Origin of the sequence: Streptomyces marianii (assembly GCF_005795905.1) — a bacterium.
GTDB lineage: Bacteria > Actinomycetota > Actinomycetes > Streptomycetales > Streptomycetaceae > Streptomyces > Streptomyces marianii.
In genome coordinates, this window is record NZ_VAWE01000001.1 from 7799891 (window position 1) to 7824333 (window position 24443).

The window sequence follows — 24443 nt, forward strand, 5'->3', positions numbered from 1 at the left end:
GCCCGGAACGCCCAGGTGTCCGGCGTCGGGTGCCCGTGCGCCGTGCTCGTCACGCCGTCCACGGCGACTGTTCTGTGGACAAGGGGTGAGTCGATGCCCGGGATCCTCCGGGCATCGCCAGGAATCCGTACGACATGCGGCTTTCCCGTCCGGGGGCTGCGGAACAGGAACGAACGTGATGTCCAAGCGAACAGGCCGGATCGCGGTGCTCGCCGCACTTCCCGCCGCCCTCCTGACCACCTGCGTCGCGTCCACGGCGTTCGCGGCGGAGAACCCGGCGTTCCAGATCGATCTCGAGCAGCTGAACGACTCCGGCTCCCGGGGAACGGCCATGCTGAGCCTTCGCGGCAGGGAACTGACGGTGTGGATCAAGTCGGAGGGCATGGTTCCGGGACAGCCCTCGGCGCAGCACCTGCACGGGTCGACCGAGGGGCGCGACTTCCACTGCCCGGACGCGAGCGACGACACCGACGGCGACGGGATCCTCAACAACACCGAGGCCACGAAGGACTACGGCGACATCAACATCTCCCTCACCACGGAAGGGGAGACGGACGCGGGCAGCGGCCTGGCCGTCGACCGGATGCCCGTCGCCGACAAGGAGGGCAAGATCACTTACAAGCGGACCATCAAGGTCTCGCAGGACGTGGTCGACAACATCAAGGACCTGCACATCGTGCAGCACGGCATCGACCGCAACGACAACGGCGAGTACGACGTCGAGGGCGCCGGCAAGAGCGAGCTCGACCCCAAGCTCCCCCAGGAGGCGACCGCACCGACCAACTGCGGGGTGGTCAAGGGCGCCGCGGTCGGGTCCATTCCGGTCGGCGGGATCGAGACCGGCGGCGGACCCGGTGCCGCGCTCTCCCCGGGGGCGGTGACCGGCGGCGCCGTCGCGGCCGCGGCGGCGGCCGGTGCGCTGGTCGTCGTCCGCAGGAGGACGACGACCAGCTCCGCGGCGACGGCGAAGACGGCGGGTGCCGCATGAACCGCTCCTCCGGCAGCGGGGCGGGGCCCGGTGCCCTGCGTGCGACCGTGTCGGTGATCGCCCTCGCGGCGACGCTGCTGCTCACCTCCTGCGGCGGCCAGGACGCGGCGGCACCGCCGGCCGGCTCGGACCGGAGCGCGGCACAGGACCCGGCGGGCGGTCAGGAGCCGGCGGCGGGTGCGGGAGCGGGCAAGGCCGCAGGGGCACTCGCCCGGTCCGCGCCGCGCGTGGTGTCCATCCCGTCCCTCGGAGTGCAGAGCGAGCTCGAGTCGCTCGGGCAGAACAAGGACGGGACGATGACGACCCCGAAGAACCCCGACCTCGCGGGCTGGTACGAACCGGGCCCCACCCCCGGCTCCCAGGGGCCGGCGGTGATCGCCGGGCATGTGACCTGGAACGGCAAGGCCGCGGTCTTCGAGAAGCTGAAGACGCTGAAGGCCGGCGACACGATCAAGGTGACGCGCGAGGACGGGAAGACGGCCGAGTTCGCCGTGGACCGCATCGCCGAGTACCCGAAGAAGGAGTTCCCCACCCTGGAGGTCTACAAGAACCTCGATCACGCGGGCCTGCGACTGGTCACCTGCGGCGGCCAGTTCGACGCCGACCGCAGCTACTACCCCAACAACGTCGTGGTGTTCGCCAGCATGGTGGCGGTCGCGTAGGGCGTGGTCCGAATGCGGCGTCGTCCGCCCGCAGGGCGGGGCCGGCGGCGCCCGGCCCGGGGCGCCGTGGAGACGTCACCACGGTCGTGGGCACCGTGTGCGTTGCCGGGGGACCGCGTCCAACGGTCCCGGGGACGCGGCGGTGCCCACGACCGCGCCGGGTGCGAGCGCCTGTGGAAGGACTCGCGCCGGGTGCGCGGACCCGACCCGGTTCGGCCGTGGTCGTACCTCCGTGGCGACGTGGTGCTCTCACGTCGGATACCCCCTCGGGACAGGGCGGCCCCGTGTGCCGGACGCACGGGACGCAGCCGCTCGCAGTCCCTGTCGTGTGCCCGGCAGACGGGTGGTCATGCACCGCCGCGACGGTGCCCCGTCAGGCGGGGAGCGCCACGACCATCAGGGGCGGGCTCGTCGGAGAGGCCGAACCGCCGGACGGTTCGACGGTGATGCCCATGCCGGAAGCGTCGCGTACGGGCCCGTGCACGAGGACGGTGTGGGTGCCGGTGCCACCGCCGAGCAGGCCCGCGTCGCGCATGATGCCGGCGTCGTCGAACCAGAGTTGGTAGACCTTGCCTTCCGGCAGAGCCGGGAGATCCGAGGCGAGCATCACCGCCTGGTCGCGTTCCCGGGACACGACGACGGTCGCCCTCGCGCCGTTCTCCGTCCGGCCGCTGGAGTAGGTCGCGTCCGAGGCAGTCAGGACCCCGGAGACCCGGGCGGCCTCGGCCTCGGCGCGTTCCGCGCGGGCCCGGGCGCTCCCGGCTTCCTGGTGCTGCCAGAGCGCGGCACCGCCGGCGATGCCGACGGCGACGGCGGCCGCGAGAGCGAAACGGGGTAGTCGGCGCAGCCGGTGCGTCCGGTACCGCAGTACCGCCGGCGGCTCCTGCCGTACGTGCCGGATCTGCTCCACGACCCGCGCCCTCACCTGGGGCGCGGGCCGGACGGTCGCGGCCAGGCCGAGACGGACGGCCGTCGCCCGCAACTCCCGGACCTCCTGGGCGCAGGGGCCGCAGTCCATGAGGTGCCGTTCGAAGCTCGCGCGTTCGTTCTCGGGCAGTGCGTGCAGAGCATAGGCGCCGGTCGCCGTGTGCAGGCCCGCGCCGCCGGCGCGACGGATCATGCCTCCACCCCCATGCAGTCGCGGAGCCGGATGAGGCCGTCGCGCAGGCGCGTCTTGACGGTGCCGAGGGGGAGGGCGAGGAGTTCCGCGACTTCGCGGTAGGTCAGCCCCCGGTAGTAGGCGAGGGTGACGGCCTCCCGCTGGAGCTGTGTGAGGAACCGCAGACAGCGCCGCACCTGCTGGTGCTCCAGGCGTGCCTCGACCTGCTCGGCGACGTGGTCGAAGGCCGGTGTGCAGTCGAGCAGGGCCGCCTTGTGGTCGCGGTCGACACTCGCCTGTTCCGAGCGGACCCGGTCCACGGCACGACGGTGCGCGAGCGTCAGCACCCAGTTCGTACCGCTGCCTTTGTCGGCCCGGAACCCGGCAGCCGTACGCCAGATCTGGATCATGACCTCCTGCATCACCTCCTCCGACTGCGCCGGATCGCGCAGGACGCTGCGGATGGTGCCGAAGACCGCGCCGCTCACCAGGTCGTAGAGCTCACCGAAGGCATCCTGGTCGCCACGAGCGACCTGGACGAGGAGAGCGTCGGCGGAGGGACCGTGCGCGGCGGCGGGAGTGCCCGGGCGGGCAGCTCGTGGGACAGGCATGAAGCTCCTCAACGATGTCGGGGCGAAGCAGCCCTCTTCAGCTATTCGCTGCTGGGAGCCGTGCGGATTGCCGCGAGAGGGATCCGTGTCCGAGCCGCCCGTGCACCGCTCTCCCGATCCGCGGTTTTCGACCCCGGACGCGGCCCGGCGGCGTCCGCCGGTGCGGTCGCCGCCCGTTGTCCCCGCCCCTCCCCACGGTGGGCCGACCTCGGGTGCCCGCCGCGGCGCGGAGAGACGTCGAGTCCCCCGGGCCCTCGGCGCGGCGGACGACTTCGCGGTGCGTCAACGGAGACCCGCTCGTTCCCTCGTTCGCCGGAACGACCAATCCGTGCTCGGCCCGGGTGCCGAATTCCCACCGTGACGATCGAGAGCGCATCAGCCACCCGCCGCGTCCCGGCCTGCGCCAGTGGCCTGCTGGCCGGATTCGCAGCGCTCGCCGTGGCGGAACTCGCAGCGGCCGCGGTCAGGCCGGAGGCGGGCCCGGTGACCGCGGTCGGCGGTTCGGTGGTCGACGCCACCCCGGCCGAGGTGAAGGACTGGGCGATCCGTCAGTTCGGGACCCACGACAAGCTGGTCCTGCAACTCGGCATCGTCGTGGTGCTGTCGGCCTTCGCCGTGGCGCTGGGCCTGCTCGCACTGCGGCACCGCCGGGCGGCCGTCACCGGGGTGCTGCTGGTCGGTGCCACCGGTGCGGTGGCCGCGCTCGGCCGACCTGACTCCGTGTCCTGGACGGACGGGCTGCCCTCCGCCGTCGGGGCCGTGGCCGGCGCCGCGCTTCTCCGTCTGCTGACCGTCCGGCTGACGGTGAGCCGGGGCGGCGTGCCGAACAGCCCCACCGGCGGGGCGGACCGGGACCGACGCGGATTTCTGATGACCGCCTCCGCCGCGGCCGCCGCCTCGGCAGGGGCGGGTGTGCTGGGACGCGGTCTCGGCTCCGCCCGCGGCGGTGACGCCCTCGCGTCGCGGGCCGCGGTCAGGCTGCCTGCGGCGGGTTCACCGGCCGCGTCCGTACCCGCCGGTGCCGCTCTGCGGATCCCTGGCCTGAAGCCGTTCACCACCCCGAACGAGGACTTCTACCGGGTCGACACCGCCCTGGTGGTGCCGAGGGTGGACGCCACCACCTGGCGGCTGCGCATCCACGGCAGGGGCGTACGTCGCCCGCTCGGCGTCTCCTTCCAGGATCTGCTGCGGCGTGAACTGATCGAGCGGGACATCACCTTGACCTGCGTCTCCAACGAGGTCGGCGGCCCCTACGTCGGAAACGCCCGCTGGACCGGCGTACGCCTGGCCGAACTCCTCCGGGAGGCAGGCGTGGAGCCCCCTTCCCGCGGCGGCCCCGCCGACCAGCTCGTCTCCCGTTCCGTCGACGGCATGACGCTGGGTACCCCCGTCGAGGAGGTGATGGACGGCCGTGACGCGATCCTCGCGGTCGGCATGAACGGGCGGCCCCTCCCGTTCGACCACGGTTTCCCGGTCCGCATGGTCGTGCCCGGCCTGTACGGCTACGTGTCCGCGTGCAAGTGGATCGAGGACATCGAACTCACCACCTTCGCCGACCACGACCCCTACTGGGTGAAGCGCGAATGGGCCCCCAGGGCACCGGTCAAGACCCAGTCCCGTATCGACACCCCCAGGCCCTTCGCCCGGCCGAGAGCCGGGACCGTCATGGTCGCCGGGGTCGCCTGGGCCCAGCACCGGGGCATCGACCGGGTGGAGATCCGCGTCGACGACGGCCCCTGGAAGCCCGCCGACCTCGCCACCGAACACACCACCGACACCTGGCGCCAGTGGTCCTTCCCCTGGAAGGCCACTCCCGGAAGTCACACCCTGAGCGTCCGCGCGACCGACCGCAGTGGACGGACACAGCCGGAGAGACGGACCCGGACGGTACCCGACGGCGCCGACGGACGGCACTCCGTGCTCGTCACCGTCGTATAGCCCCGCCTGCCTCCTCCGGCGAACCCACACGCCACTCGGCGATCACGCCGGGTAACCACGAGCACACCCAAGGAGAAACACGATGTACGCCCTGCGTTTCCGCCGCACCGCCATGGCCGTCACCGCGGCCGCCGTTCTGCCGCTCACGCTGAGCGCCTGCGGCGGCGACAGCGGCCCCGACACGGCCGCGGACAAGTCCGCCTCCTCGGCCCCGGCCGAGGAGCAGCCGACGCCGGCAGGGGCCGAGGCGGCACCCGCAGGCGGCCCCTTCGGCCCGGCCTGCGCCTCGGTGCCGAGGGAAGGTGCCGGTTCCTTCGACGGTATGGCGCAGGACCCCGTCGCCACGGCCGCCTCCAACAACCCCGCGCTGTCCACCCTGGTCGCCGCGGTGAAGAAGGCCGGTCTGGTCGACACCCTCAACAACGCCGAGAACATCACCGTCTTCGCCCCCACCGACGACGCCTTCGCCAAGATCCCCAAGGCCGACCTCGACAAGGTCCTCGCCGACAAGCAGATGCTCACCGACGTCCTCACCTACCACGTCGTCGGCCGGAAGCTCACCGCGCAGCAGCTTGGGAGCGGCACCTACGAGACCCTGCAGAAGTCCACGCTCACCACCAGCGGATCCGGTGAGAACTACACGATCAACGACAACTCCAAGGTGGTCTGCGGCAACGTTCCCACGGCCAACGCCACCGTCCACATCGTGGACACCGTGCTCATGCCCGACTCCTGACCCGACGTCCCGTCGGCGCGGGCGCCGGCCGGTGCGCCGGCTCCCGCGTCCGTCGTGCCGACCGCACTCCGCCGGGCCCGAGGGCAGGGCCGCCGCCGGGACTCGCTCCCGCGGCGGCCCGCCGCCGTCGACGGAGACGGCCTGCGAGCGCGGGAACGAACGGGAGCGAAGCGGGACGGGAGCGAGCGGGAACGAGCGGGAACGAAGTGGGGCGTACGGCCAACGCCCCACCGCGCGCGAGCTCGTTGCGGAACCGCCGGGCCGTGGCCGTGCGTTCGATCGCAGGCCCGGCGCAAAGCCGCCGGCGGAGGGAGAGGACGCACCCGTCGACCTCCGGGCCACGGCACCCGAACGCATGGCCCGGGTGACCGGTGTGCGCCTGTGGCCGAGGTGTTCGTCAAGGCCGGTACACGAGCTCGATCGCCGCGGCCGCGATGACGGCCCAGACTCCGATGCCGAGCACCCACATGGCGTCGAGGAGGGCGCCGGCGGTGATCAGCACCGCTGCCGCTCCCGCAAGGGCGAGAGTGGCCCGGCGTATCCCCTGGTCCGGGAGCCAGTCAGGCATCACACGAGCAGTATGCGGCCCGTTCCGTGACTCCCCATGGCCCGTCCCGATTGCTGACACTTCCTTGACGCCGACCGGCTCCCTACCCGCTCGTCAACTCGGGGAGCCGGGCGACCGCCTCCGCCGAAGGGCTCCGTTGCGGGCGTTTTCGTGGCGTAAGAAGCTGGAAGGACGGTGCACGTCGCACGTCCGGTGGCGGGTGTCGCACCGAGCGGCGAGCCGAAGCCTGCTGCGGGAGGCTGCCGGCCGCTGCGGGTCCGGGGGAGGACGAAGTCCGGCATGTGGCGGAGGTGACATCGGTGGCGATCCCGCTGGTGGTGGGCGTCGACGGGTCCGAGGCGAGCCTGGAGGCGGTGGACTGGGCCGCCGATGAGGCAGTCCGGCACGACGTACCGCTCCTCCTCGTGCACGCTGCCGCGCCGGATCACGGGGCGGCCGATCCGATCGGCGTCGCCGCGGACCGGGCCAGGAAACACGCACCCTCGGCCCGGCTGTCGGGCGAGGTGGTGCACGAGGACCCCGCAACGGCCCTGCTGGGCAAGGGGCGCAACGCCTTCGCCCTGGTCGTCGGACGCAGAGGGCTCGGAGACCTCGCGGGGCTTCTCCTCGGGTCGGTCAGCCTTGCCGTGGCGGCGCGCGCCGATTGCCCGGTCGTCGTCGTGCGCGGCCGGCCGGAGCACCGCGGCGTCCGGTTCCGCAGCGTCGTCGTCGGCGTCGAGGACGGCGAGGGAAGCGGCACCGCGGTGGAGTTCGCGATGCGCGAAGCCCATGTGCGGCGCTGCCGGCTGGTCGCGGTGCACGCCTGGAGCGTTCCGTTCGGGGGCCTCGCAGATCCGCCGCCCCCGGCCGGGTACGGGGTCCGGACCCCGCGCCGCCCGCCCGCGCAGGTGCTCGACGACGCGCTGAACGGTCCCGTGGAGCGGTACGCGAACGCCTCGGTGAGCCGTCGGGTGGTCGAAGGCCCGGCGCGTCAGGCGCTCCTGGAGGCCGCGTCCGAGGCCGACCTGCTCGTGGTCGGTGCCCGCAGGCGACGTGGGCACCTCGGGCTCCAGCTGGGCCTGATCAACCATGCGCTGCTGCATCACGCGCCGTGCCCGATCGCCGTCGTCCCGCAGGTGTGACGGCTCACAGCGCGAGACGGCTCGTCGTGGCGGCCAGGGCCGTCCCGGGCCACCGGGCGCCGTGACCGCCCTCGCGCGCGGACGCCTCGCCCCAACCGTCCGGCCCCCGACCGGACGTGGGAGACGCGACCGGGCTCCGCTCCACGTCGACTCACTGGCCTGCGCCGGTTCCTCCGGCGTCGTCGGTCCGGTACGTGAGGTGCGTGGAGACCGAGACGACCCCGTCCACACTCCTGCACAGACGTTCGATGATGGGGACCAGGCTGCGGAACTCGACGGATCCGTCCAGGGCGACCTGGCCCTCTCTCACGTCGACCGACACCTCCGAGGGAGCGAGCCCCAAGGTCTGCTGCAGCACCTCCCGGGTGATCTCCTCACGGATGGCGTCGTCGCGACGTAGGAAGATCCGCAGCAGATCACCGCGGCTGACGATGCCCCGCAGCTTGTCCGTCTCGTCCACCACGGGCAGCCGCTTGATGCCGTGGACCTCCATGAGACGGGCCGCCTCGACGACGTTCCACTCCGGGCGCGCGCACACCGCGGGAGCCGACATCAGCTCCTCGGCCCTGACTCCCTCGGCCTTGGCCCTCTCCCACGCCTCCGGTTGCGGAACCGCCGTCCTGCCGGACGGGTCGGCCTGGTCCGCGGACTTGCGCAGCAGGTCCCCCTCGGACACCACACCCATCGGGCGGTCCTGCTCGTCCACCACCGGTACGGCGGTGACGTCGTTCTCGGCCAGCAGCTTGACGATCTCCTTGAACGGCAGATCACGCCGCGCCCGGACGACCTGCCGGGTCATGAGCTCCGCGACCGTTCGGTGGTGCATGACGCCCGTCCCTTCGAGGCCCGTGCCGGCGCACGCGGTCATGTCGAGCCGTCGGAACCGGCACTCCGACGGGGTGCGGCTCAGGCTCGCGCCGGCGTCGTCCCGAAGGGGACTGGTCGGCCCCGGATCAGGGCTCTCCGGCCCGTGCGGCGGCACGACGCGCGTGGCACGTTGGGTTACAGCAACATTCTGAGGAAAGGGCGGCGGTCATGCGAGCGCACCTCGGCGATCAACTCGTCATCGAGAGCCCGGCAGCCGGCGGTAACAGGCGCGACGGCGAGATCGTCGGACTCCACCATGCGGATGGCACACCCCCCTACGACGTGCGCTGGTCGGACACGGACGAGGTCACGCTGGTGTTTCCCGGCCCCGACGCCCACGTCCGCCATCTGGAGCACCCGTCCGGGGCGACGCCCGCGCCTTCGGGGCCGGACGCGGGGCGGGCGGGCGCCACGCCCGCCCGCCCCGGGCCGGACCGGGCACCCAGCCCCGGCGACGTCGGCCGGCGGGTGGCCGCCGAGCGCGAGCGGCAGGGGCTCACCCGGGCCACCGTGGCGGGCCGCGCCGCAATGGCTCCGCAGTACCTCGCGTACCTGGAAGAACGCCCGGCCGACCCCGGTCTGGGCACCCTGACCCGACTGGCCGGCGCGCTGGGAACGAGCGTGGAAGCCTTGCGCGGGGGCGGCATCGACCAGCCGCCCGGGCAGGGCCAGGCCCTCCTCCACCCCGAGCTCAGGGAGCTCGGCGCGGACGAGTGCCGCTCCCTGCTGTCCACCCATGGGGTGGGCCGCGTCGCCCTGACGACCCTCGACGGCCCGGCGGTCGTTCCGGTGAACTACGAAGTCGTCGACGACGAGATCGCCTTCCGCACCGCACCCGGCTCGGTGCCCGCGGCGGCCGTGGGGTCCGAGGTCGCCTTCGAAGTCGATCATCTGGACGAGACCGCCGGTCAGGGCTGGAGTGTTCTCGCCGTCGGCCCGGCGCGGCACGTCACGGAACCCGATGCGGTGCGACGGCTGGCGGACGGCGCCCACACCCACCCGTGGGCGGGCGGGGAGCGGGAGATGTGGGTGTCGATCCGGCCCCGGCGCCTCACCGGCCGCCGTATCGGTCCGGCTCCTCGGTGAGGGGGCCCGGCGGCTGACCGGGCGCCGGGACCGCCGGGCCGTTCCCGAGGCGGCAGGAGGCGGGAGGGGCCTACCGGACGCACGGCCCCACCGGGGCGCCGGGGCCGGCGCCACCGGCGGCGGGAGGTCCGGGAGCCGATCCCGCGTGTGTCGCGGCGGTCTCCGGGTGGTGCAACGGTATTCACAGGGGGCGCTCGACGAGGCCGGACAGGAAGGCGGTGGGGACGATGGAACTCCCGCTGGTCGTGGGCGTGGACGGATCGGACTCCAGCCTGCAGGCGGTCGACTGGGCCGTCGACGGAGCGGCACGGCACGGGCTCCCCCTGCGCCTGGTCTACGCCTCCCTGTGGGAGCGCTACGAGGGCAGGCGGCCGTCCTTCGGCACCGATCGTCCGGCCGAGGAGGTCATGGGGGAGCACATCGTCGCGTCCGCCGCGGAGCGCGCCCGGCTGCGCGACCCCGAGGTGAAGGTGTCCGGCGAGGTACTGCCCGACGATGCCGTGTCCGCGCTGCTGCGCGAGGGGCACGACGCCTCCGCCCTGGTCACGGGATCCCGAGGTCGCAGTGAACTCGGCGGGCTGCTGCTGGGATCGGTCGGCCTCACGGTGGCGGCCCGCGCGACGTGCCCGGTCGTCGTGGTGCGGGGTTCCGAGCGGAACCGGCAGGGGGCCTTCGGACGGGTGGTGGTCGGTGTGGGCGAAGCGGCCGAGGACGTCGGAGCCGTACGCTTCGCCCTCCGCGAGGCCGAGGCCCGCGGCTGCGTTCTGGAGGCCGTGCGGGCATGGCGGAGCCCCGCGCACGACCACGCGGACCATCCTCTCCTCGCGGACGACGACGGCCGCACGTACGAGGAGCGGGCTTCGGCGATCCTGGACGAAGCACTGCGCGATCTCGTCCGGGGCCGGGTCGAGGTGGAAGCCCGAGCGGCCGAGGGGCCCGCCCACAAGGTCCTGCTGAGCGCATCGGCCGGCGCCGACCTCCTGGTCGTCGGCGCCCTGAGACCGCACGGCCACTTCGGTCTGCAGCTCGGCAGGGTCGCCCACGCCCTGCTCCACCACTCCGAGTGCCCGGTCGCCGTCGTCCCCGAGCGCACCTGACCTCCGCGTCGACCGCGCTCCCGTACACCTCGGGAAGGAAGAGAAGGAAGAGGGGTGAGGACGGCACATGGCGGAGTGGACCTGGCAGTACGAGGGCTACGAACCCGCGGCCGAACGGCTGCGTGAATCGCTCTGCACACTGGGCAACGGCTACTTCGCCACCCGGGGGGCCGTCCCCGAGAGCAGGGCGGGCCTGGTGCACTATCCGGGGACCTACGCGGCCGGATGCTACAACCGCCTGGAGTCCACCGTGGCCGGGCGGCCGGTGGTGAACGAGGACCTGGTCAACCTCCCGAACTGGCTGCCGCTGAGGTTCCGCCTCCGCTCCGCCGGAGGAGAGCCGGGCCGGTGGTTCACCGCGGACACCCGTTCCTTCCTGCAGTACCGGCACACCCTCGACCTGCGACGTGCCACGCTCACCCGGACCTTCCGCTACCGGGACGAGCAGGCCGGCGTGCTGAGCGTGGAGCAGATCCGCGTGGTGCACATGGCAGACCCCCATCTGGCAGTGCTGCGCACCGTTTTCACCGCCGAGGGCTGGTCGGGAGAGATCGAGGTGGAGTCGGCGATCGACGGCGATGTGGTCAACGCCAATGTGCACCGGTACCGGTCCCTCAACCGGAGCCACCTGGCGCATGTGCAGACCGGTGTGGAGGAGTCCGAAACCGTGTGGCTGCGCTGCCGCACCAACAGCTCCGACGTCGGTGTCGCCATGGCGGCCCGGACGGTCGTCCACGGTCCGGAGCCGATTTCGTCGCGGCTCCGTCCCGCTCGGCACCGAGCCGTCCGCCGTCTCGTGATACCCATCGCTCCCGGCGTTCCCGTCGTCGTGGACAAGACCGTGGCGCTGCACACCTCACGCGACCCGGCGATCGGCGATCCGCTCGAGGCGGCGGTCGACCGGGCGTCCACAGCAGGGGACTTCCCCGCCCTGATGGAATCCCACGTCACCGCGTGGGCCCAGCTGTGGCGGCACGCCGACGTCCAGGTGCCCGGCCGGGCCGGCCGCGTCCTGCGCCTGCACCTCTTCCACGTCCTGCAGACGGTGTCGCCGCACACCGCGGACCTCGACGTGGGCGTGCCGGCCCGGGGACTGCACGGTGAGGCCTACCGCGGGCACGTCTTCTGGGACGAGCTGTTCGTGCTGCCGTACCTCAACCTGCACTTCCCGGACGTGTCCCGCGCGCTGCTGAACTACCGGTACCGGCGCCTTCCGCAGGCGTGCCGCGCCGCCCGGGAGGCAGGGCGGGCCGGGGCGATGTACCCGTGGCAGAGCGGCAGCGACGGCCGTGAGGAGGCCCCACGGCTGCATCTCAACCCCCGCTCGGGCCGGTGGCTGCCGGACCGCACCCGGCTCCAGCACCACGTCGGCTCGGCGGTCGCGTACAACGTCTGGCGGTACTGCGAGGCCACGGGCGACACGGAGTTCCTGCACACCAAGGGAGCGGAGATGCTGTTGCACATCGCCCGCTTCTGGGCGGGCACCGCCGCCCTCGACCCCGCGTCGGGCCGCTACCGCATCCGCGGGGTCGTCGGCCCCGACGAGTACCACGATGGCTACCCGGGCGCCGACCGGCCCGGACTGGACGACAACGCGTACACCAACGTCACCGCGGCGTGGGTGCTCGGCCGCACCGTGGACCTCGTGCGGCGCCTTCCGGAATGGCGTCGCCGGGAACTCCTGGAACGCGTGGAGCTGGACGCCGACGAACTCCCCAGGTGGGACGAGGTGTCCCGGCTGCTGACGGTGCCCCACCACCGCGGCGTCATCAGCCAGTTCGACGGGTACGGGGACCTCGACGAGCTGGACTGGGACGTCTACCGGGAGCGGTACGACGACATCCGGCGCCTCGACCGGATACTCGAGGCCGAGGGGGACGACGTCAACCGCTACCAGGCATCCAAGCAGGCCGACGTCCTGATGCTCGGCTACCTCTTCTCGCCGGCCGAGCTGCGGCAGCTCTTCGGCCGTCTCGGCTACGGCCTCGACGACGAGCTCTGGTGCAGGACGGTCGACTACTACCTCCGGCGCACCAGCCACGGCTCCACGCTCAGCGGTCTCGTCCACGGCTGGGTCCTGGCCCGGGTCAGACGGGCCGACGCGTGGAAGTACTGCCGGGAGGCCCTGGAGGCGGACGTCGCAGACATCCAGGGCGGCACCACCGGCGAAGGCATCCACCTCGGCGCCATGGCCGGAACCCTCGACCTGGTCCAGCGCGGCCTGACCGGACTGGAGACCCGCGAGGAGGCGCTGTGGCTGGACCCGGTGCCTCTTCCCGCGCTGTCCGAGTACGGATTCTCGCTGCGGTACCGCGGCCACTGGGGCGTCGGCGTACGGCTGCGACGGGGGCAGTTGCGGATCGTCGTACCGGAATCGGAGGAATCGCCGATCCGGGTGGTGCTGACCGACAGGGCCGTCACCGTCGCGCCGGGGGAGAGCTGCACACTCGTGCTGCCGCCGGGTTGACCTGCACTCGCGTGCCGTCGGCACCACGACATGCCCGGGCCGTCCCGCAGCCGCCGGGAACGGCGTGCGCCCTGGCATGCGCACGGGTTGCGGACGACCCACACTGGCATGGGGGGCCGGTCGGCACGGCGGCTCTCCGCGCAGGTCGCGAGGCTCGAAGGGAGACGGCTATGACCACTGCACGGGACATCATGCACGTCGGCGCCACGTGCATCCAGGAGAGCGAGACCCTGGCGGACGCGGCACGCAGGATGAGTGAGCTGGGCATCGGAGCCCTGCCGATCTGCGGGCCGGACGACCGGCTCCACGGGATCATCACCGACCGCGACATCGTGGTGAAGTGTGTCGCCAAGGGCAAGGACCCGAAGACCATGACCGCGGGCATGCTCGAGCAGGGCAAGCCGGTGACGATCGACGCGGGGGCCGACTCGGACGCGGTCCTGCAGGCCATGGAGCAGCACAGGATCCGACGGCTGCCGGTCGTCGAGAACCACCGCCTGGTCGGAATGATCAGCGAGGCGGACCTCGCCCGCCGCCTGCCGGAGGAGCGGGTGGGGCATTTCGTCGAGGTCGTCTGCGCCGGGAAGTGACCACCGGGGAGGTCCCTCGTCACCGCGCCGGGAGAGGCACTGCGTCCGGATGCGGCTCTCTTCCCTCGCCGTCCGGGGCACGCCGGCCGGGCGGCCCCGGCGGCACGCTCAGAAACTCGTCCCCGAGGAGGTCACCATGAGGTTCACGGCAACTCGTATGGCACAGGCCGCCATCGCCCCGGCGGTCGCCGTCCCGCTCGCGCTCGGCGCGTTCGCCCCGCACACCTACGCGCAGGCGCCGACTCCCGCTCCGACGGGCACGTTCGGGCCCGACTGCTCGGAACTGCCCCGGAGCGGGGAAGGCAGTGTCGCGGCCATGGCCGAACAGAAGGTGGCGGACGCCGCGGCCGGAAGCCGCCAGCTGGCACAGCTGGCGGCGGCGTTGACGAAGGCCGGACTGGGCGACACCCTCAACCAGGCGAAGGACATCACCCTCTTCGCGCCCACGAACCACGCCTTCAACAGCCTGACCCAGGCACAGCGCGACTCCCTGCTGAACGACCCGGAGCAGTTGAAGAAGGTACTGACCTACCACGTCGTGGACGCCGACGTCACCCCGAGCGAGCTGCCGAACGGCTCGTTCAAGACGCTGGAGGGCTCGCAGCTCACCACCTCCGGCTCGGGTACCTCGTTCAAGGTCAACAACACGGCGGACATCGTCTGCGGCAACATCCCCACCGCCAACGCCACCGTCTACCTCATCGACGGGCTCCTCACCCCGCCCGGCTGACCCGGGGATCCCCCCCCCGCGGACCGGCCGAGTCGCGAACGGACGGCCGTGACCGACGGGGCCACCCGGGGTGGGTGGATCACGCCGAAGACGGCCTCCGCCCCCTGGTCGCCGAGGTTGTGGCCGTGACCGTGGGTGCCGGGACCCCGGATCCGCGCAGCCGGCCCGCACGCCCGCACGGGCCGGGCGACCGGTGTCCTTCGGACCGCCATCGGCTGCGGCAGGTCGAGGGTGTCGGCGTCGGGCAGGGCGGGGGCGGCCATGCCGCCCCCGCGAAGTGACACCGCCACGCCGGGGTGCGCACCGTCACCGGCACGAATCCGCCGTCGGCCCGGAAGCCGTAGAGCTCGCCCGGCGCATCGCGGCTGCGGACCCGCTCGGGAGTGACCGTGTTCGTGGCTCGGTTCCGGAGGGCGGCGTCGCGCGATGCGGCTCCGGCCGGGGCCGCCCGGCGATCCGGGGCCTGTGCCCATGCCGTGCAGTCCGGTCCGCCCGCCAGACGCGCCTCAGCTGTGAGCGACAACCGCCACGGGACCGGCGATGTGGTGCAGGGCGGAGTGGGTGACGTGGCCGATGTGAGTGCCCAGGGGACCGGAGCGGATGCGCCGGCCGACAACGACGAGGGAGGCGTCACGGGATTCGTTGACGAGGACCTGCGCGGCGTTGCCGCAGCGGCTCGCCTCGATCACCTCGACGTCCGGGAACTTCTGCCGCCAGCGACGCAGCACCTGGCTCAGGAGCGAGGCCTGCTCGCGCTCGAGCCTGTCGTGGAGTTCCGCGCCCCCCGAGAAGCCGTAGAAGGAAGGCGGCGGTTCGGGCCAGGCGTGGACGGCCCGCAGGGGGGCCTTCCTGCGCGAGGCCGCGTCGAAGGCGAAGTCCAGCAGCGTGTCGTCCGGCTGATCGACGTCCAGGCCGAGCACGACGGGCCGGAACGGCGTCGCAGCGGACGGCACGCCCGCCGGATCCGGAGTGTGCTCGTCGGCGGCCTGTTCCGTGGCCCGTACCAGCACCACCGGTCGCTCGGCGCGGGCGACGACTCCCAGACTCACCGAGCCGACCATGAACCCCGTGAGCCTGCCGAGTCCCCGCGAGCCCAGTACCAGCAGCTCGGCGAAGCCCGCCGCCTCGCACAGGACGTCGGCCGCGGTCCCCGTGGGCTGTTCGGTGATCACCTCGACGCCCGGATGGCGAAGCCGTATGCCGTCAGCCGATTCCTGTGTCAGCTGCTCGGCCCAGCGCCGGTAGCCGTCGAGGTCCAGCAGCGGAGTCCGGGTGACGTAGCGGGACGCGCGCTCCTGGACGTACACGACCTTCAGCGGCAGTCCGCGTAGCAGCGCCTCACGTGCCGCCCACTCAGCCGCCCCCCGGCTCTCCGGTGAGTCGTCGAGACCGACGGTGACGGTTCGGGACATGGTCTCCACCTCCCGTGGTGAGGTCTGCCACACCCAGCGTGGCGCCCCGGCTCCGGTGCGATCAGGGGCCACACGGCCCCATCGGTGGACCGGCCGGTCCTTGCGCACGATCCGACGCGACCGGTTCCTGCAAGGATCCGCTGGGCCGGGCCCCTGATCGACTCGACTCCGTCCGCCGTACGCGGTGACACCGTCAGCCGGAGTGAGTGGTGCCGGGGCGAGGCCATCGCGTCACCTCCCCAATGAGCTTCTCTCCTCGGAGGGTTGCGCGATGGCCGCCCCATGACCAGGGGGCGAGACACTGCTGCACACTCGGCGGGACACCGTCCGGACGGCGATGCCGAGCTCCGCCGTCTCGTCGAGCAGGCGCGCGGGCACCGGGATGCCGGCCGGTTCGCCCGCAGGGCAGTCCGGCCGATCGCCGGCTCCACCCTGCGGGGGTCGCCGTGCACGGCCCGTCGGCGATGCCGTGCACGAGGCGGACCGTCAGGCGATGAAGTCCCGGACCTTGGCGTAGTTGTCGGAGTTCTCGTTCATGGCGTTGTGCGTCTTGCAGCCCACGGACGTGTTGGTCGCACCGTCCAGTTTCGCCGACTCGTCCGGATTGATCATGGCGTCGCAGGTCGACCAGAGGGTGGCGTAGTTGACGCTGCCGGGTGTCTCGTCGCCGGAGTTGAGGGTCTTGAGGAAGGTGCTGCCGGCGACCATCTCCCGGCAGGAGGTGTAGAAGGAGCAGAACAGCGACATGTCGGTGCCGTGGTTCACGCCGGCCACGGACACGAAGTCGTCCACGGTGGAGGTGCCGCCGCCGTACTTCACGTACCAGCGGGAGTTGAGGGCGCCCATGGAGTGGGCAACGATGTCGATCTTCGCGGCGCCCGTCGTGGCGCGTATCTCGTCCACCTTCCTCCTGAGCTGCGAGGCGGTCGTCAGATTGGACTGCTTCCAGTCGTAGGACCACGTGAACAGCTCGGAGTCCGCGTAGCCGTCGGCCTTGAACTTGCCGACCCAGGTGTTCCAGGTGCTGGCCGAACTGCTCAGGCCGTGGACGAAGAGGACGGGGTTGCGGGTTGCGGCGTGCGCCTGCGGTGTGGTGACCAGCGGTGCCACCACCAGGGCGGCGACGAGGGTGGCGGTGCGGGCGGAGCGTCTCATAGGGGGATCTCTCCGGGGACTGGGCCAGGCGGGAGCGTGGGAGCTCCAGCTCTGGCGGGGAAGAGGGGGGTGCACCGGCCGGTGATGGGCGTGAATGTGGCACGAACTGTTTTGTTACCGCTAGGTAGCAAGAGGTTTCAATCAGGTAACGCACAGCCGCAAGTGATGTTGCGTCAGGGGCATGCCGTACCGCGGGAGGGTGATTTGGTGGCCTATATCACTGTTCGTGGGCATGGCTGCGAAGCGGCAGCGTCTCCACCGGTCGTGGGCTGAACCGGATTTCGTGGCGGCCCTGAAGTCGGGCGGGGCCGCCACGGCAGATGGGAGAACATGGCCGAAAAGGGACGATGCGGCGCACCGCGTTCTCGGTGCGGCTGCGAGCCTGTCCGACGCCGAGCGGGGTGCGGCCTTCGGCGGAGGCGAATTCGATGGACCACCGCCAGGCGTATCCGGCGATCAGTGCCGCAGTGCCGCAGTGGCGTCGGGCGTACATACACCCGTCCGGCCGTACACAACAGGAAGTCCGGGCCGAGCCGACGTTAGATCACCTAGGGAACGTCTCCCTCACACCCCAGAATCGAGGACACCGATGAAAGCCTCACACGCACTGACGCTGGGTGCACTGACGCTGCTTCCCGCCATGCTCATCGCATCCCCCGCCCAAGGGGACACCGACCGGGACAAGGACAGCGTGAAGCAGTTCACCCTCACCACCACCAACTCTCAGGGGCAGTTCCCCAACGTCACCGCCGACCTGGTGGGCAAGAACAACAAGAAAGTCGGCTTCGTCACGACCAACTGCGTCATAGTCGATTCCACCCCCGACGAAACCACCACCTGCTACGGGTCCTATGTCCTCAAAGAAGGCCAGCTCACCTGGCAGAACGCCACGCGCGACCCGCAGACCCCCTATCTCATCGCCATCACCGGAGGCACCGGCAAGTACTGCGAGGCCAGCGGCCAGATCCGCGTGGTCAGAACCGAGTCGCAACCCGGAGGCGGGCTCTACGAACTCAAGGTCATCACCGGCCGCAAGTGCTCCACCTCCTGATGGCCGTGCCGCTCGGAATTGCCCCACCCGCCGGACGCGCCGGACCGAACTCCACGCCATCGCCCGGGTAATGGGCCAGCCGCCAATGGTCGATTCCCGGGAAACGCGGTGGACTTCCTCGGTCGGGCCCACGTTCCAAGCGTGGATTCGCGGCGGTCATTCGTAAGATCGTCGAACCCGGGGTTTCCGGGTACGGCTGCGCGCTATCGCTATCGCTATCGTTACGGCGACGATTCCGCGGCAGCCGTCACTACGCACTTCTCCGGAGCCTGACCGTTCTGGCAGGGGCGCCCGCCCGCTGTGCGGGGCGGGCGCCTACCCGCTGCGCGGGCTCAGGCGGCGGTACCGCACGGTGCGGTCGTCACCCGCCGATCGCCGGTGACGGCCGGCCGGAAGGGCCACTCGGTCCCGGGGCGGACCCGGGAAGCCCATGGGCCGGCCGGCCGTGCGGCGAGGACGCTGGAAGTGCCCACCACTCGGGGCGAAGGACGGGGAGACGGACGTGACTCCTCCGCACACGGGCACTGTCGCGGCGAGAGGTCCCGCGACACCGCCCGGGAACGGCATGGGCCTCCAGCCGGCCGTCGCCGAGACCCATACGGCGGTCGTGGTCTTCGTCGGAAACCGGGCGTACAAGGCCAAGAAGCCCGTAGACATGGGGTTCCTCGACTTCAGCAGCGCCTCCGCCCGTCAGCGGGCGTGCGCGCGGGAGGTCGAGCTGAACCGGCGCTTCTCCCCGGATGTGTACGAGGGAGTGGGCGAGTTCCGTGGGCCGGACGGCCTCCCGCCGGAGCCGGTCGTCGTGATGCGCCGGATGCCCGACTCCCGCAGGCTGTCACATCTCCTGGCCGTCGGGGCCCCCGTCACTCAGCACGTGCGCCAGGTGGCGCGGCTGCTGGCGACCTGCCACGCCCGTTCGCCCCGCAGCGCGGACATCTCACGGGACGGCACCAGGGACGCCCTCCTCGCGCGGTGGGAGTCCAGCTTTGCGCAGGTGCGCGAACAGGGGGAGGGCATCGCCCCGTTGCACAGCCTGGAGGAGACCGAGGGGCGGGTGCGGCGCTACCTCGCGGGGCGTGAGAGCCTGTTCGACCACCGCATCCGACAGAGCCGGGTGGTGGACGGCCACGGGGATCTGCTGGCCGAGGACATCTTCTGCCTGGACGACGGGCCGCGGCTGCTGGACTGCCTCGAGTTCGACGACACCCTTCGCCACGTCGACGGTCTCGACGACGCCGCATTCCTCGCCATGGACCTGGAACGCCTCGGCGCCCCGGACGCGGCGGCGTACTTTCTCTCCTGCTACAGCGAGTACGCAGGCGACCCGGCCCCCACCTCCCTGTGGCACCACTACGTCGCCTACCGGGCCTTCGTCCGGGAGAAGGTCGCCGTCCTCCGCGCCCGCCAGGGAGCGCCCGAGGCCCGTTCGGAGGCGGTACGACTGGCCGGGATCGCCGTCGGGCACCTGCGCACCTCGGCGGTGCGCATGATCATGGTCGGTGGACTCCCCGGCACCGGCAAGTCCACCCTGTCCGCCGCGCTCGCGGACCGGCTGGGTCTCACTCTGCTCAGCAGCGACCGGGTCCGCAAAGAGCTCTCCGGGATGCCGCCGGAGGCGTCGGCGGGAGCGGAGTACGGCAGAGGCATCTACTCCCCGGTGTGGACCCGGCGGACCTACGGCGAACTGGTCGCCCGAGCCAGGGCCCTGCTGTCCGCCGGTGAGTCGGTGGTCGTCGACGCCACCTGGACGTCCCGCGAGTTGCGCGACGGTGCAGCCGACGCGGCGCGCCTGTGCAGCGCCGATCTGGTCCCGCTGGTGTGCTCCGTGCCGAAGGAGGTCGCCGACCGCAGGCTGACCGTGCGCCGCCCGGGCCCGTCCGACGCGGACGCCGCCGTCGCGGAGGCGATGGCGAGGGCGGCCGATCCGTGGCCCGAGGCGGTGCGGGTGGACACGGGTGGAGCTCTCGCCACGGCGGTCGGGCAGGCGCTGGCGGCGATCCACCCCGAGGGCGCCGGACCGAGGCCGCCGTTCCGGCGCCCGTACATGGCACCGGGCTGAGGCAGGTCGGTCGTACCTTGTGCTCCGCAAGGTGATCCCGCCCGCCCCCGGCGCTCCATCAGCGCGGCGACGGCGTGCACGACGTGCCCTTCGACGGACGACTCGACCGGGGCAGCGGGAACTCACGCAGGCCGCCGCCGCCGATCGGTCGGTATCACCGTGCTCCGCGGGGCGCCTCACCCGCCGCGGCGCTCGGCTCGCGCGAGCTGCCCACGGTGTCGTCCCAGGTGAAGGTCAGCCGGTCGGTGACGTCCACGACACCGTCGACGCTCTCGCAGAGTCTCACGGTCACGGGAACCAGGCTCCTGCGCGGAACCGTGCCGCTGAGAGTCACCCGGCCGTCCGCGACCTCGACGGAGAGCGCGGCCGGCGACAGACGGAGCGTACGGGTGAGGACATCCTCGAGGATCTCCTCCTGGATCGCCCTGTCCCGTCGCAGGAACAGCTGGATCAGATCACTGCGGCTGAGCACCCCGATCACGCGGCCGGCGTCGTCCGTCACCGGCAGTCGCTTGATCCGGTTCTTCTCCATCACCCTGGCGGCCTTCACCACGCTCCATTCCGGACGCGCGACGACGGCGGGACTCGTCATGAGCCCCTCGGCCATGGGAGCCCCGCCTCCGGATGCCTGACGGCGCACGAGATCCGCCTCGGACACCACTCCCAGCGGTCGCCCGTCGACATCGACGACGGGTACGGCGCTGATGCCGAACTCGTCCAGCAGGCGGGCGATCTCCTTGAAGGCGGTGCCGGGGGCGACCGCGACGGCATCAGGAGTCATCAGGTCGGCAACGCTCCGGTGCCTCATCTCTCGTCAGCCCTTTCCGAGCGCCTCGGGCGGTACTGGCCGACCCGGATCCGGCGCCCCTCGTCGCGTTGTCCCCCCTGACAATCTCGTGCGTGCGACCTCCCCGCCACAGGGCCCAACCGGCCCCACCGACGGTCCGAACGGACCCGGTTCCACACGTGACGCCGATCGCGTGCCCCCGCCGTAGCGTGCCTCACCGGTGGGGCCGGTCCGCGTCGGCCGCGGAACCGCCCGCCGGCCGCGGAGCCCGGCCGTCGTCGCGGAGCCGGACCGTGATCGCGGGAGGGTGCTCGAGCGTGTTCTTGACGGTGCAGTGCGAGGCCACCGCCTCCAGGGCCCTGGCCTTGGCCGGTGGCAGTTCGGGCACATCGACGTCGACGGTCAGCGCGGCCACGCGCGCGGGGCGGTCGGCGGCCATCGTGTGGTCGGCGGTGACGCGCAGGGCCCCGCGATCGAGGCCGTGCCGGTCGAGGTAACGCCCGGCGTAGTGGGCGACGCACGCGGCCACGGACGCCACGAACAGCTCGACCGGTGTGGGACCCGTGTCCTGGCCGCCGTCGGCGACCGGCTGATCGATTGTCAACGCGTGACCGCGCACCCTCACTTCACAGGCGTCACCGTGCAGCGGCACGACGGCGAGGTGCGGTTCGGAGCCGGGCGTGCGGCTCTCGACCGCCTCCGCCTCCGAGAGGAGGAGCCCGGCGAGCTGCCTGGCTTCCCCCGGAGTGAGCGACGCCCATACCTCGCGGTCGTCGTACGGTGCACGGAGGGTGTCCAGAACCACCCGTCCCATCCCCGCGGGCAGTTCGTGCGGCGCGAATCTGGCCACGCGGATCGCGCGGCCGCACCGGGTGTGCAGCTGACGCGAATGCGTTGTGCGGTGGTGTTCCTCCACGACGACACCGTCCTTCAGCGTGTGTGCGGAGAGCGGGTTCGCTCCCCGGGAGGGGGGTGGGCACGGAGCCCTTCCCTTCGGCCCACTCCGCCCCTCACGGCCCACTCCGCGCGGATGCGCCCTCTCCCTCATGCCGGGCCTCGCGTGCGGCGGCCGTCGCCGGGTGCCCACTCGGGGGCTCGACGTCCGGCGCCGGGTCGTCGTACCCGTACTCCATCGTGTGGTGCACGGCGACCACCCCGTCCACCGAGCGGCAGAGCCGTTCGACGACCGGGATGTCCGCGCGTGCCGCGACCCGGCCGCTGAGGGCGACCACCCCTTCGTGAACCGACACCCGAACACTGCCGGGTGCGAGGCCGAGGGTTCGGCCGAGTACGTCCGTCCTGATCTCCTCGCCGATGGCCTCGTCGCGGCGCAGGAAGGGGCGCAGCAGGTCACGACGGCTCACCAGGCCCACGAGCCTGCCGGTCTCGTCGACGACCGGCAGCCGCTTCACCTTGTGGCGGTCCATGGTCCGTGCCGTCTCCACGATGTTCCAGTCCGGCCTGGCGGTGACGGCGGGGGAGGTCATCATGGCCCCGGCGGTCTCGGCCTCCGCCCGCGCCTCGTCCAGGGGCAGCAGCCGCAGCCGGGTCCAGCGGCCGTCCGGGTCCGGCAGGCTCGCCGCCTTGCGCAGCAGGTCTCCTTCGGAGACGACGCCCAGGGGCCGGCCGCCGTCGTCCACCACCGGTGCGGCCGTGATGTCGTTGTCCTCGAAGAGCCTCACGATCTCCTTGAAGGACGAGTCGCGGTGCACCGTGACGACACTCCGCGTCATCACCTCCGAGATGCTGCGGTGCTGCATGTCCTCACTCCTTCCGCCCCGGACCCCTTCCGCCCGGAGTCGTTCACGCCGCCTCGGCGGACTGCCCTCCCACTCTCCGCCCGCAGCCCGTCGCGTCATCAGAGCCGAACGGCCCCCGGAAAGGGCTGATGGCCCCGGAAACCGCCTCCGGCGGCCGGGATCCCCGGTGGTCACTCACCGCGGTAGAGCCGATCGAGGTCGACGAGGAGCACTTCTCCCCGGTCCTGTGCCGCGTGCAGCCGGGGACTGAAGCCCGCGCCGCCGTAGCAGGCGGGTTTCGTCCGGCTGATGTCCTCGCCCCGCGAGGCGAGGACTGCGAGGACATGGCGCAGGCGGTCCAGATGGTGGATGTCCATGATCTCGTTCCACCGGGCCTGGCCCACGGACAGCAGGGGCCGGTGGCTCCCCCCGCCGCGAACGACCACCTCGGCCTCGTGCTCCGGCCCGTTCTCGGTTCGCGGCAGGGCGCCGTGGGCGGCCGTGGCGACAGGCGCCCCGAACGTGTCGGGGGACGCGAAGCGGAGCGCCCAGTCGCGGCAGAGCTGCGCGAAGGCGGCAGGCACAGCGGTGCCGTTGAAGTCGGACGCGAGCCTCTCCCAGGTACCGCCGGTGTCCTCCTGCTCCGGCGCCGAACGACGAGGGGCGACCACCGCGTGGTCGAAGGCCAGCAGCGGCTCGGCGATGCGGTACCGGAGTGCCGCGGTGTGGAACGCGTCGGGTTCGCCCCGGAGGAGTCCGCAGTCCTCGAGGAGCCGCAGGGCATGCGACACATCCGTCCGGGGCCGGCTCACGTGCTGAGTGACGGCCCACGGCGTGACGTGCCCCAGGGCCACCGCCCTCAGAATCGAATGGCACAGGGGGCGGTCGTGCTGGTCCGCCTCCTCGTTCAGGAGCCGTGTGGCCTCCCAGTGGAGGGGGGTCCTCGGGTTGAGGACGGTCCTGCACATCCAGGCGTCGAAGTCCTCGATGCCGGTGGGGCCCTCACCGGACGCGAAGCCGCGGTGGGCGGGAGTGCCGCCGACCACCGAGTGCAGGAGGGTGGCCAGACGCGGATCGTCGATGTCCCAGAAGGCCGCCGCCTGCCGGAAGTCGAAGGGCTCGACGGTGATCGACATCCCGGCCAGTTCGCGCAGTGCCGAGTGGTCGGTGAACAGCCTGTTCGTCACCAGAGACGAGTCGCCGCCGAGCAGCAGCCGGGTGCGCGGGGTGTGCCGGGCCCGTTTGAAGGCCCGGTGGACGACGGAGGGCAGGGTGGGGCTCTGGCCGACGAGATCCGGAAACTGGTCGACGACGACCGGAGCCGGTCTCTCGCCACCGGACCCGAGCAGCGCGTCGACGGCATCGTCCCAGTTGCGCCATGCCGGCACGCGCGGCGATCCGGTGTGGTCGGCGAACGCCTCGGCGAGACGCTGGAGGCTCTCCCTCTCCGTGCCTTCGTGTGCCCCGAAGAAGAAGGCCCCGGTAGCCCTGGTCAGCGCTTGAAGCAGATACGTTTTCCCCTGCCGCCGCCGGCCCGTGACCAGACCGAGGGCCGGTCCGGGCCGCTGGTCGGTCACGAAGGCCGCCAGCGCCTCCCACTCGGCTTCCCGGTCGAACACGGCCTCCGGCCGCTCGATACCGGCTGCGTCCCGTGCCACCGGAGACCTCCAGTGCTGGCCC

At 72.1% G+C, this 24443-nt stretch carries 22 protein-coding genes; 12 read left to right on the plus strand and 10 right to left on the minus strand.

Annotation, left to right across the window (positions count from 1 at the left end):
- Window positions 1-175: 175 nt before the first annotated feature.
- Complete coding sequence (locus FEF34_RS35210; RefSeq protein WP_138056779.1) at window positions 176-988, plus strand: hypothetical protein; 813 nt, start codon at window positions 176-178, stop codon at window positions 986-988.
- Entirely contained in the window at window positions 985-1650 is a 666-nt protein-coding gene (locus FEF34_RS35215) for a class F sortase (protein WP_138056780.1), read from the plus strand. The genes FEF34_RS35210 and FEF34_RS35215 overlap by 4 nt, the downstream gene beginning before the upstream one ends.
- 373 nt (window positions 1651-2023) lie before the next feature.
- Here FEF34_RS35215 and FEF34_RS35220 read toward each other — a convergent pair whose 3' ends face one another.
- Both FEF34_RS35220 and FEF34_RS35225 read right to left on the minus strand, forming a co-directional pair.
- Window positions 2024-2770 carry an anti-sigma factor gene (locus FEF34_RS35220; protein ID WP_138056781.1) on the minus strand — a complete coding sequence of 249 codons (747 nt, stop codon included), beginning with the start codon at window positions 2768-2770 and terminating at the stop codon, window positions 2024-2026.
- The gene (locus tag FEF34_RS35225) at window positions 2767-3360 is read right to left on the minus strand and encodes a sigma-70 family RNA polymerase sigma factor (RefSeq protein ID WP_138056782.1); all 594 of its coding nucleotides are present in this window, start codon (window positions 3358-3360) and stop codon (window positions 2767-2769) included. Before FEF34_RS35225 ends, FEF34_RS35220 begins: the two co-directional genes overlap by 4 nt.
- Before the next feature lie 348 nt (window positions 3361-3708).
- On the opposite strand from FEF34_RS35225, the gene FEF34_RS35230 reads away from it, so the two are divergent.
- Window positions 3709-5298: a molybdopterin-dependent oxidoreductase gene (locus FEF34_RS35230; RefSeq protein WP_138057917.1), complete on the plus strand. Its 1590-nt coding sequence runs from the start codon at window positions 3709-3711 to the stop codon at window positions 5296-5298.
- An 82-nt stretch (window positions 5299-5380) separates the two neighbouring features.
- On the plus strand, window positions 5381-6034 hold the full coding sequence (locus tag FEF34_RS35235) for a fasciclin domain-containing protein (protein ID WP_138056783.1): 654 nt from the start codon (window positions 5381-5383) through the stop codon (window positions 6032-6034).
- A 397-nt stretch (window positions 6035-6431) separates the two neighbouring features.
- Here the strand turns inward: FEF34_RS35235 and FEF34_RS41640 are convergent, their stop codons facing one another.
- A complete protein-coding gene (locus tag FEF34_RS41640; protein ID WP_171053214.1) occupies window positions 6432-6602 on the minus strand; it encodes a hypothetical protein in 171 nt (56 codons plus the stop codon).
- A 299-nt stretch (window positions 6603-6901) separates the two neighbouring features.
- Between FEF34_RS41640 and FEF34_RS35240 the strand changes: the two genes are divergently transcribed.
- On the plus strand, window positions 6902-7723 hold the full coding sequence (locus FEF34_RS35240) for a universal stress protein (RefSeq protein WP_138056784.1): 822 nt from the start codon (window positions 6902-6904) through the stop codon (window positions 7721-7723).
- 151 nt (window positions 7724-7874) lie between these two features.
- Here the strand turns inward: FEF34_RS35240 and FEF34_RS35245 are convergent, their stop codons facing one another.
- Window positions 7875-8549 (minus strand): CBS domain-containing protein, encoded by a 675-nt coding sequence (locus FEF34_RS35245; RefSeq protein WP_138056785.1) that lies wholly within the window; start codon window positions 8547-8549, stop codon window positions 7875-7877.
- A gap of 209 nt (window positions 8550-8758) precedes the next feature.
- Here FEF34_RS35245 and FEF34_RS35250 point away from each other — a divergent pair, with 209 nt between their 5' ends.
- The 5 genes from FEF34_RS35250 (at window position 8759) to FEF34_RS35270 (ending at window position 14560) form a co-directional block, all read left to right on the plus strand.
- Window positions 8759-9676, plus strand: coding sequence for a pyridoxamine 5'-phosphate oxidase family protein (locus FEF34_RS35250; protein ID WP_138056786.1), 918 nt, complete (start codon window positions 8759-8761; stop codon window positions 9674-9676).
- Window positions 9677-9903: 227 nt separating this feature from the next.
- Complete coding sequence (locus tag FEF34_RS35255) at window positions 9904-10773, plus strand: universal stress protein (RefSeq protein WP_138056787.1); 870 nt, start codon at window positions 9904-9906, stop codon at window positions 10771-10773.
- Between the two features lie 67 nt (window positions 10774-10840).
- Entirely contained in the window at window positions 10841-13240 is a 2400-nt protein-coding gene (locus FEF34_RS35260) for a glycoside hydrolase family 65 protein (protein ID WP_138056788.1), read from the plus strand.
- A gap of 170 nt (window positions 13241-13410) precedes the next feature.
- The gene (locus FEF34_RS35265) at window positions 13411-13830 is read left to right on the plus strand and encodes a CBS domain-containing protein (RefSeq protein WP_138056789.1); all 420 of its coding nucleotides are present in this window, start codon (window positions 13411-13413) and stop codon (window positions 13828-13830) included.
- Between the two features lie 136 nt (window positions 13831-13966).
- Window positions 13967-14560, plus strand: a complete 594-nt coding sequence (locus FEF34_RS35270; RefSeq protein WP_138056790.1) for a fasciclin domain-containing protein — start codon at window positions 13967-13969, stop codon at window positions 14558-14560.
- A 506-nt stretch (window positions 14561-15066) separates the two neighbouring features.
- Here the strand turns inward: FEF34_RS35270 and FEF34_RS35275 are convergent.
- The gene (locus tag FEF34_RS35275) at window positions 15067-15972 is read right to left on the minus strand and encodes a universal stress protein (RefSeq protein WP_138056791.1); all 906 of its coding nucleotides are present in this window, start codon (window positions 15970-15972) and stop codon (window positions 15067-15069) included.
- Window positions 15973-16458: 486 nt separating this feature from the next.
- Window positions 16459-17127, minus strand: a complete 669-nt coding sequence (locus FEF34_RS35280) for an esterase/lipase family protein (protein ID WP_138056792.1) — start codon at window positions 17125-17127, stop codon at window positions 16459-16461.
- A gap of 589 nt (window positions 17128-17716) precedes the next feature.
- Between FEF34_RS35280 and FEF34_RS35285 the strand changes: the two genes are divergently transcribed.
- Both FEF34_RS35285 and FEF34_RS35290 read left to right on the plus strand, forming a co-directional pair.
- Window positions 17717-18178, plus strand: coding sequence for an allene oxide cyclase barrel-like domain-containing protein (locus FEF34_RS35285; RefSeq protein WP_138056793.1), 462 nt, complete (start codon window positions 17717-17719; stop codon window positions 18176-18178).
- A gap of 565 nt (window positions 18179-18743) precedes the next feature.
- Window positions 18744-20237: a bifunctional aminoglycoside phosphotransferase/ATP-binding protein gene (locus FEF34_RS35290; RefSeq protein WP_138056794.1), complete on the plus strand. Its 1494-nt coding sequence runs from the start codon at window positions 18744-18746 to the stop codon at window positions 20235-20237.
- Window positions 20238-20391: 154 nt separating this feature from the next.
- Here FEF34_RS35290 and FEF34_RS35295 read toward each other — a convergent pair whose 3' ends face one another.
- From FEF34_RS35295 to FEF34_RS35310, 4 genes are all read right to left on the minus strand, one after another.
- Entirely contained in the window at window positions 20392-21045 is a 654-nt protein-coding gene (locus FEF34_RS35295; RefSeq protein WP_138056795.1) for a CBS domain-containing protein, read from the minus strand.
- A gap of 193 nt (window positions 21046-21238) precedes the next feature.
- Window positions 21239-21940: an OsmC family protein gene (locus tag FEF34_RS35300; RefSeq protein WP_234042676.1), complete on the minus strand. Its 702-nt coding sequence runs from the start codon at window positions 21938-21940 to the stop codon at window positions 21239-21241.
- A gap of 94 nt (window positions 21941-22034) precedes the next feature.
- Window positions 22035-22784 (minus strand): CBS domain-containing protein, encoded by a 750-nt coding sequence (locus FEF34_RS35305; protein ID WP_138056797.1) that lies wholly within the window; start codon window positions 22782-22784, stop codon window positions 22035-22037.
- 170 nt (window positions 22785-22954) lie between these two features.
- Window positions 22955-24421 (minus strand): AAA family ATPase, encoded by a 1467-nt coding sequence (locus FEF34_RS35310; protein ID WP_138056798.1) that lies wholly within the window; start codon window positions 24419-24421, stop codon window positions 22955-22957.
- Window positions 24422-24443 lie beyond the last annotated feature (22 nt).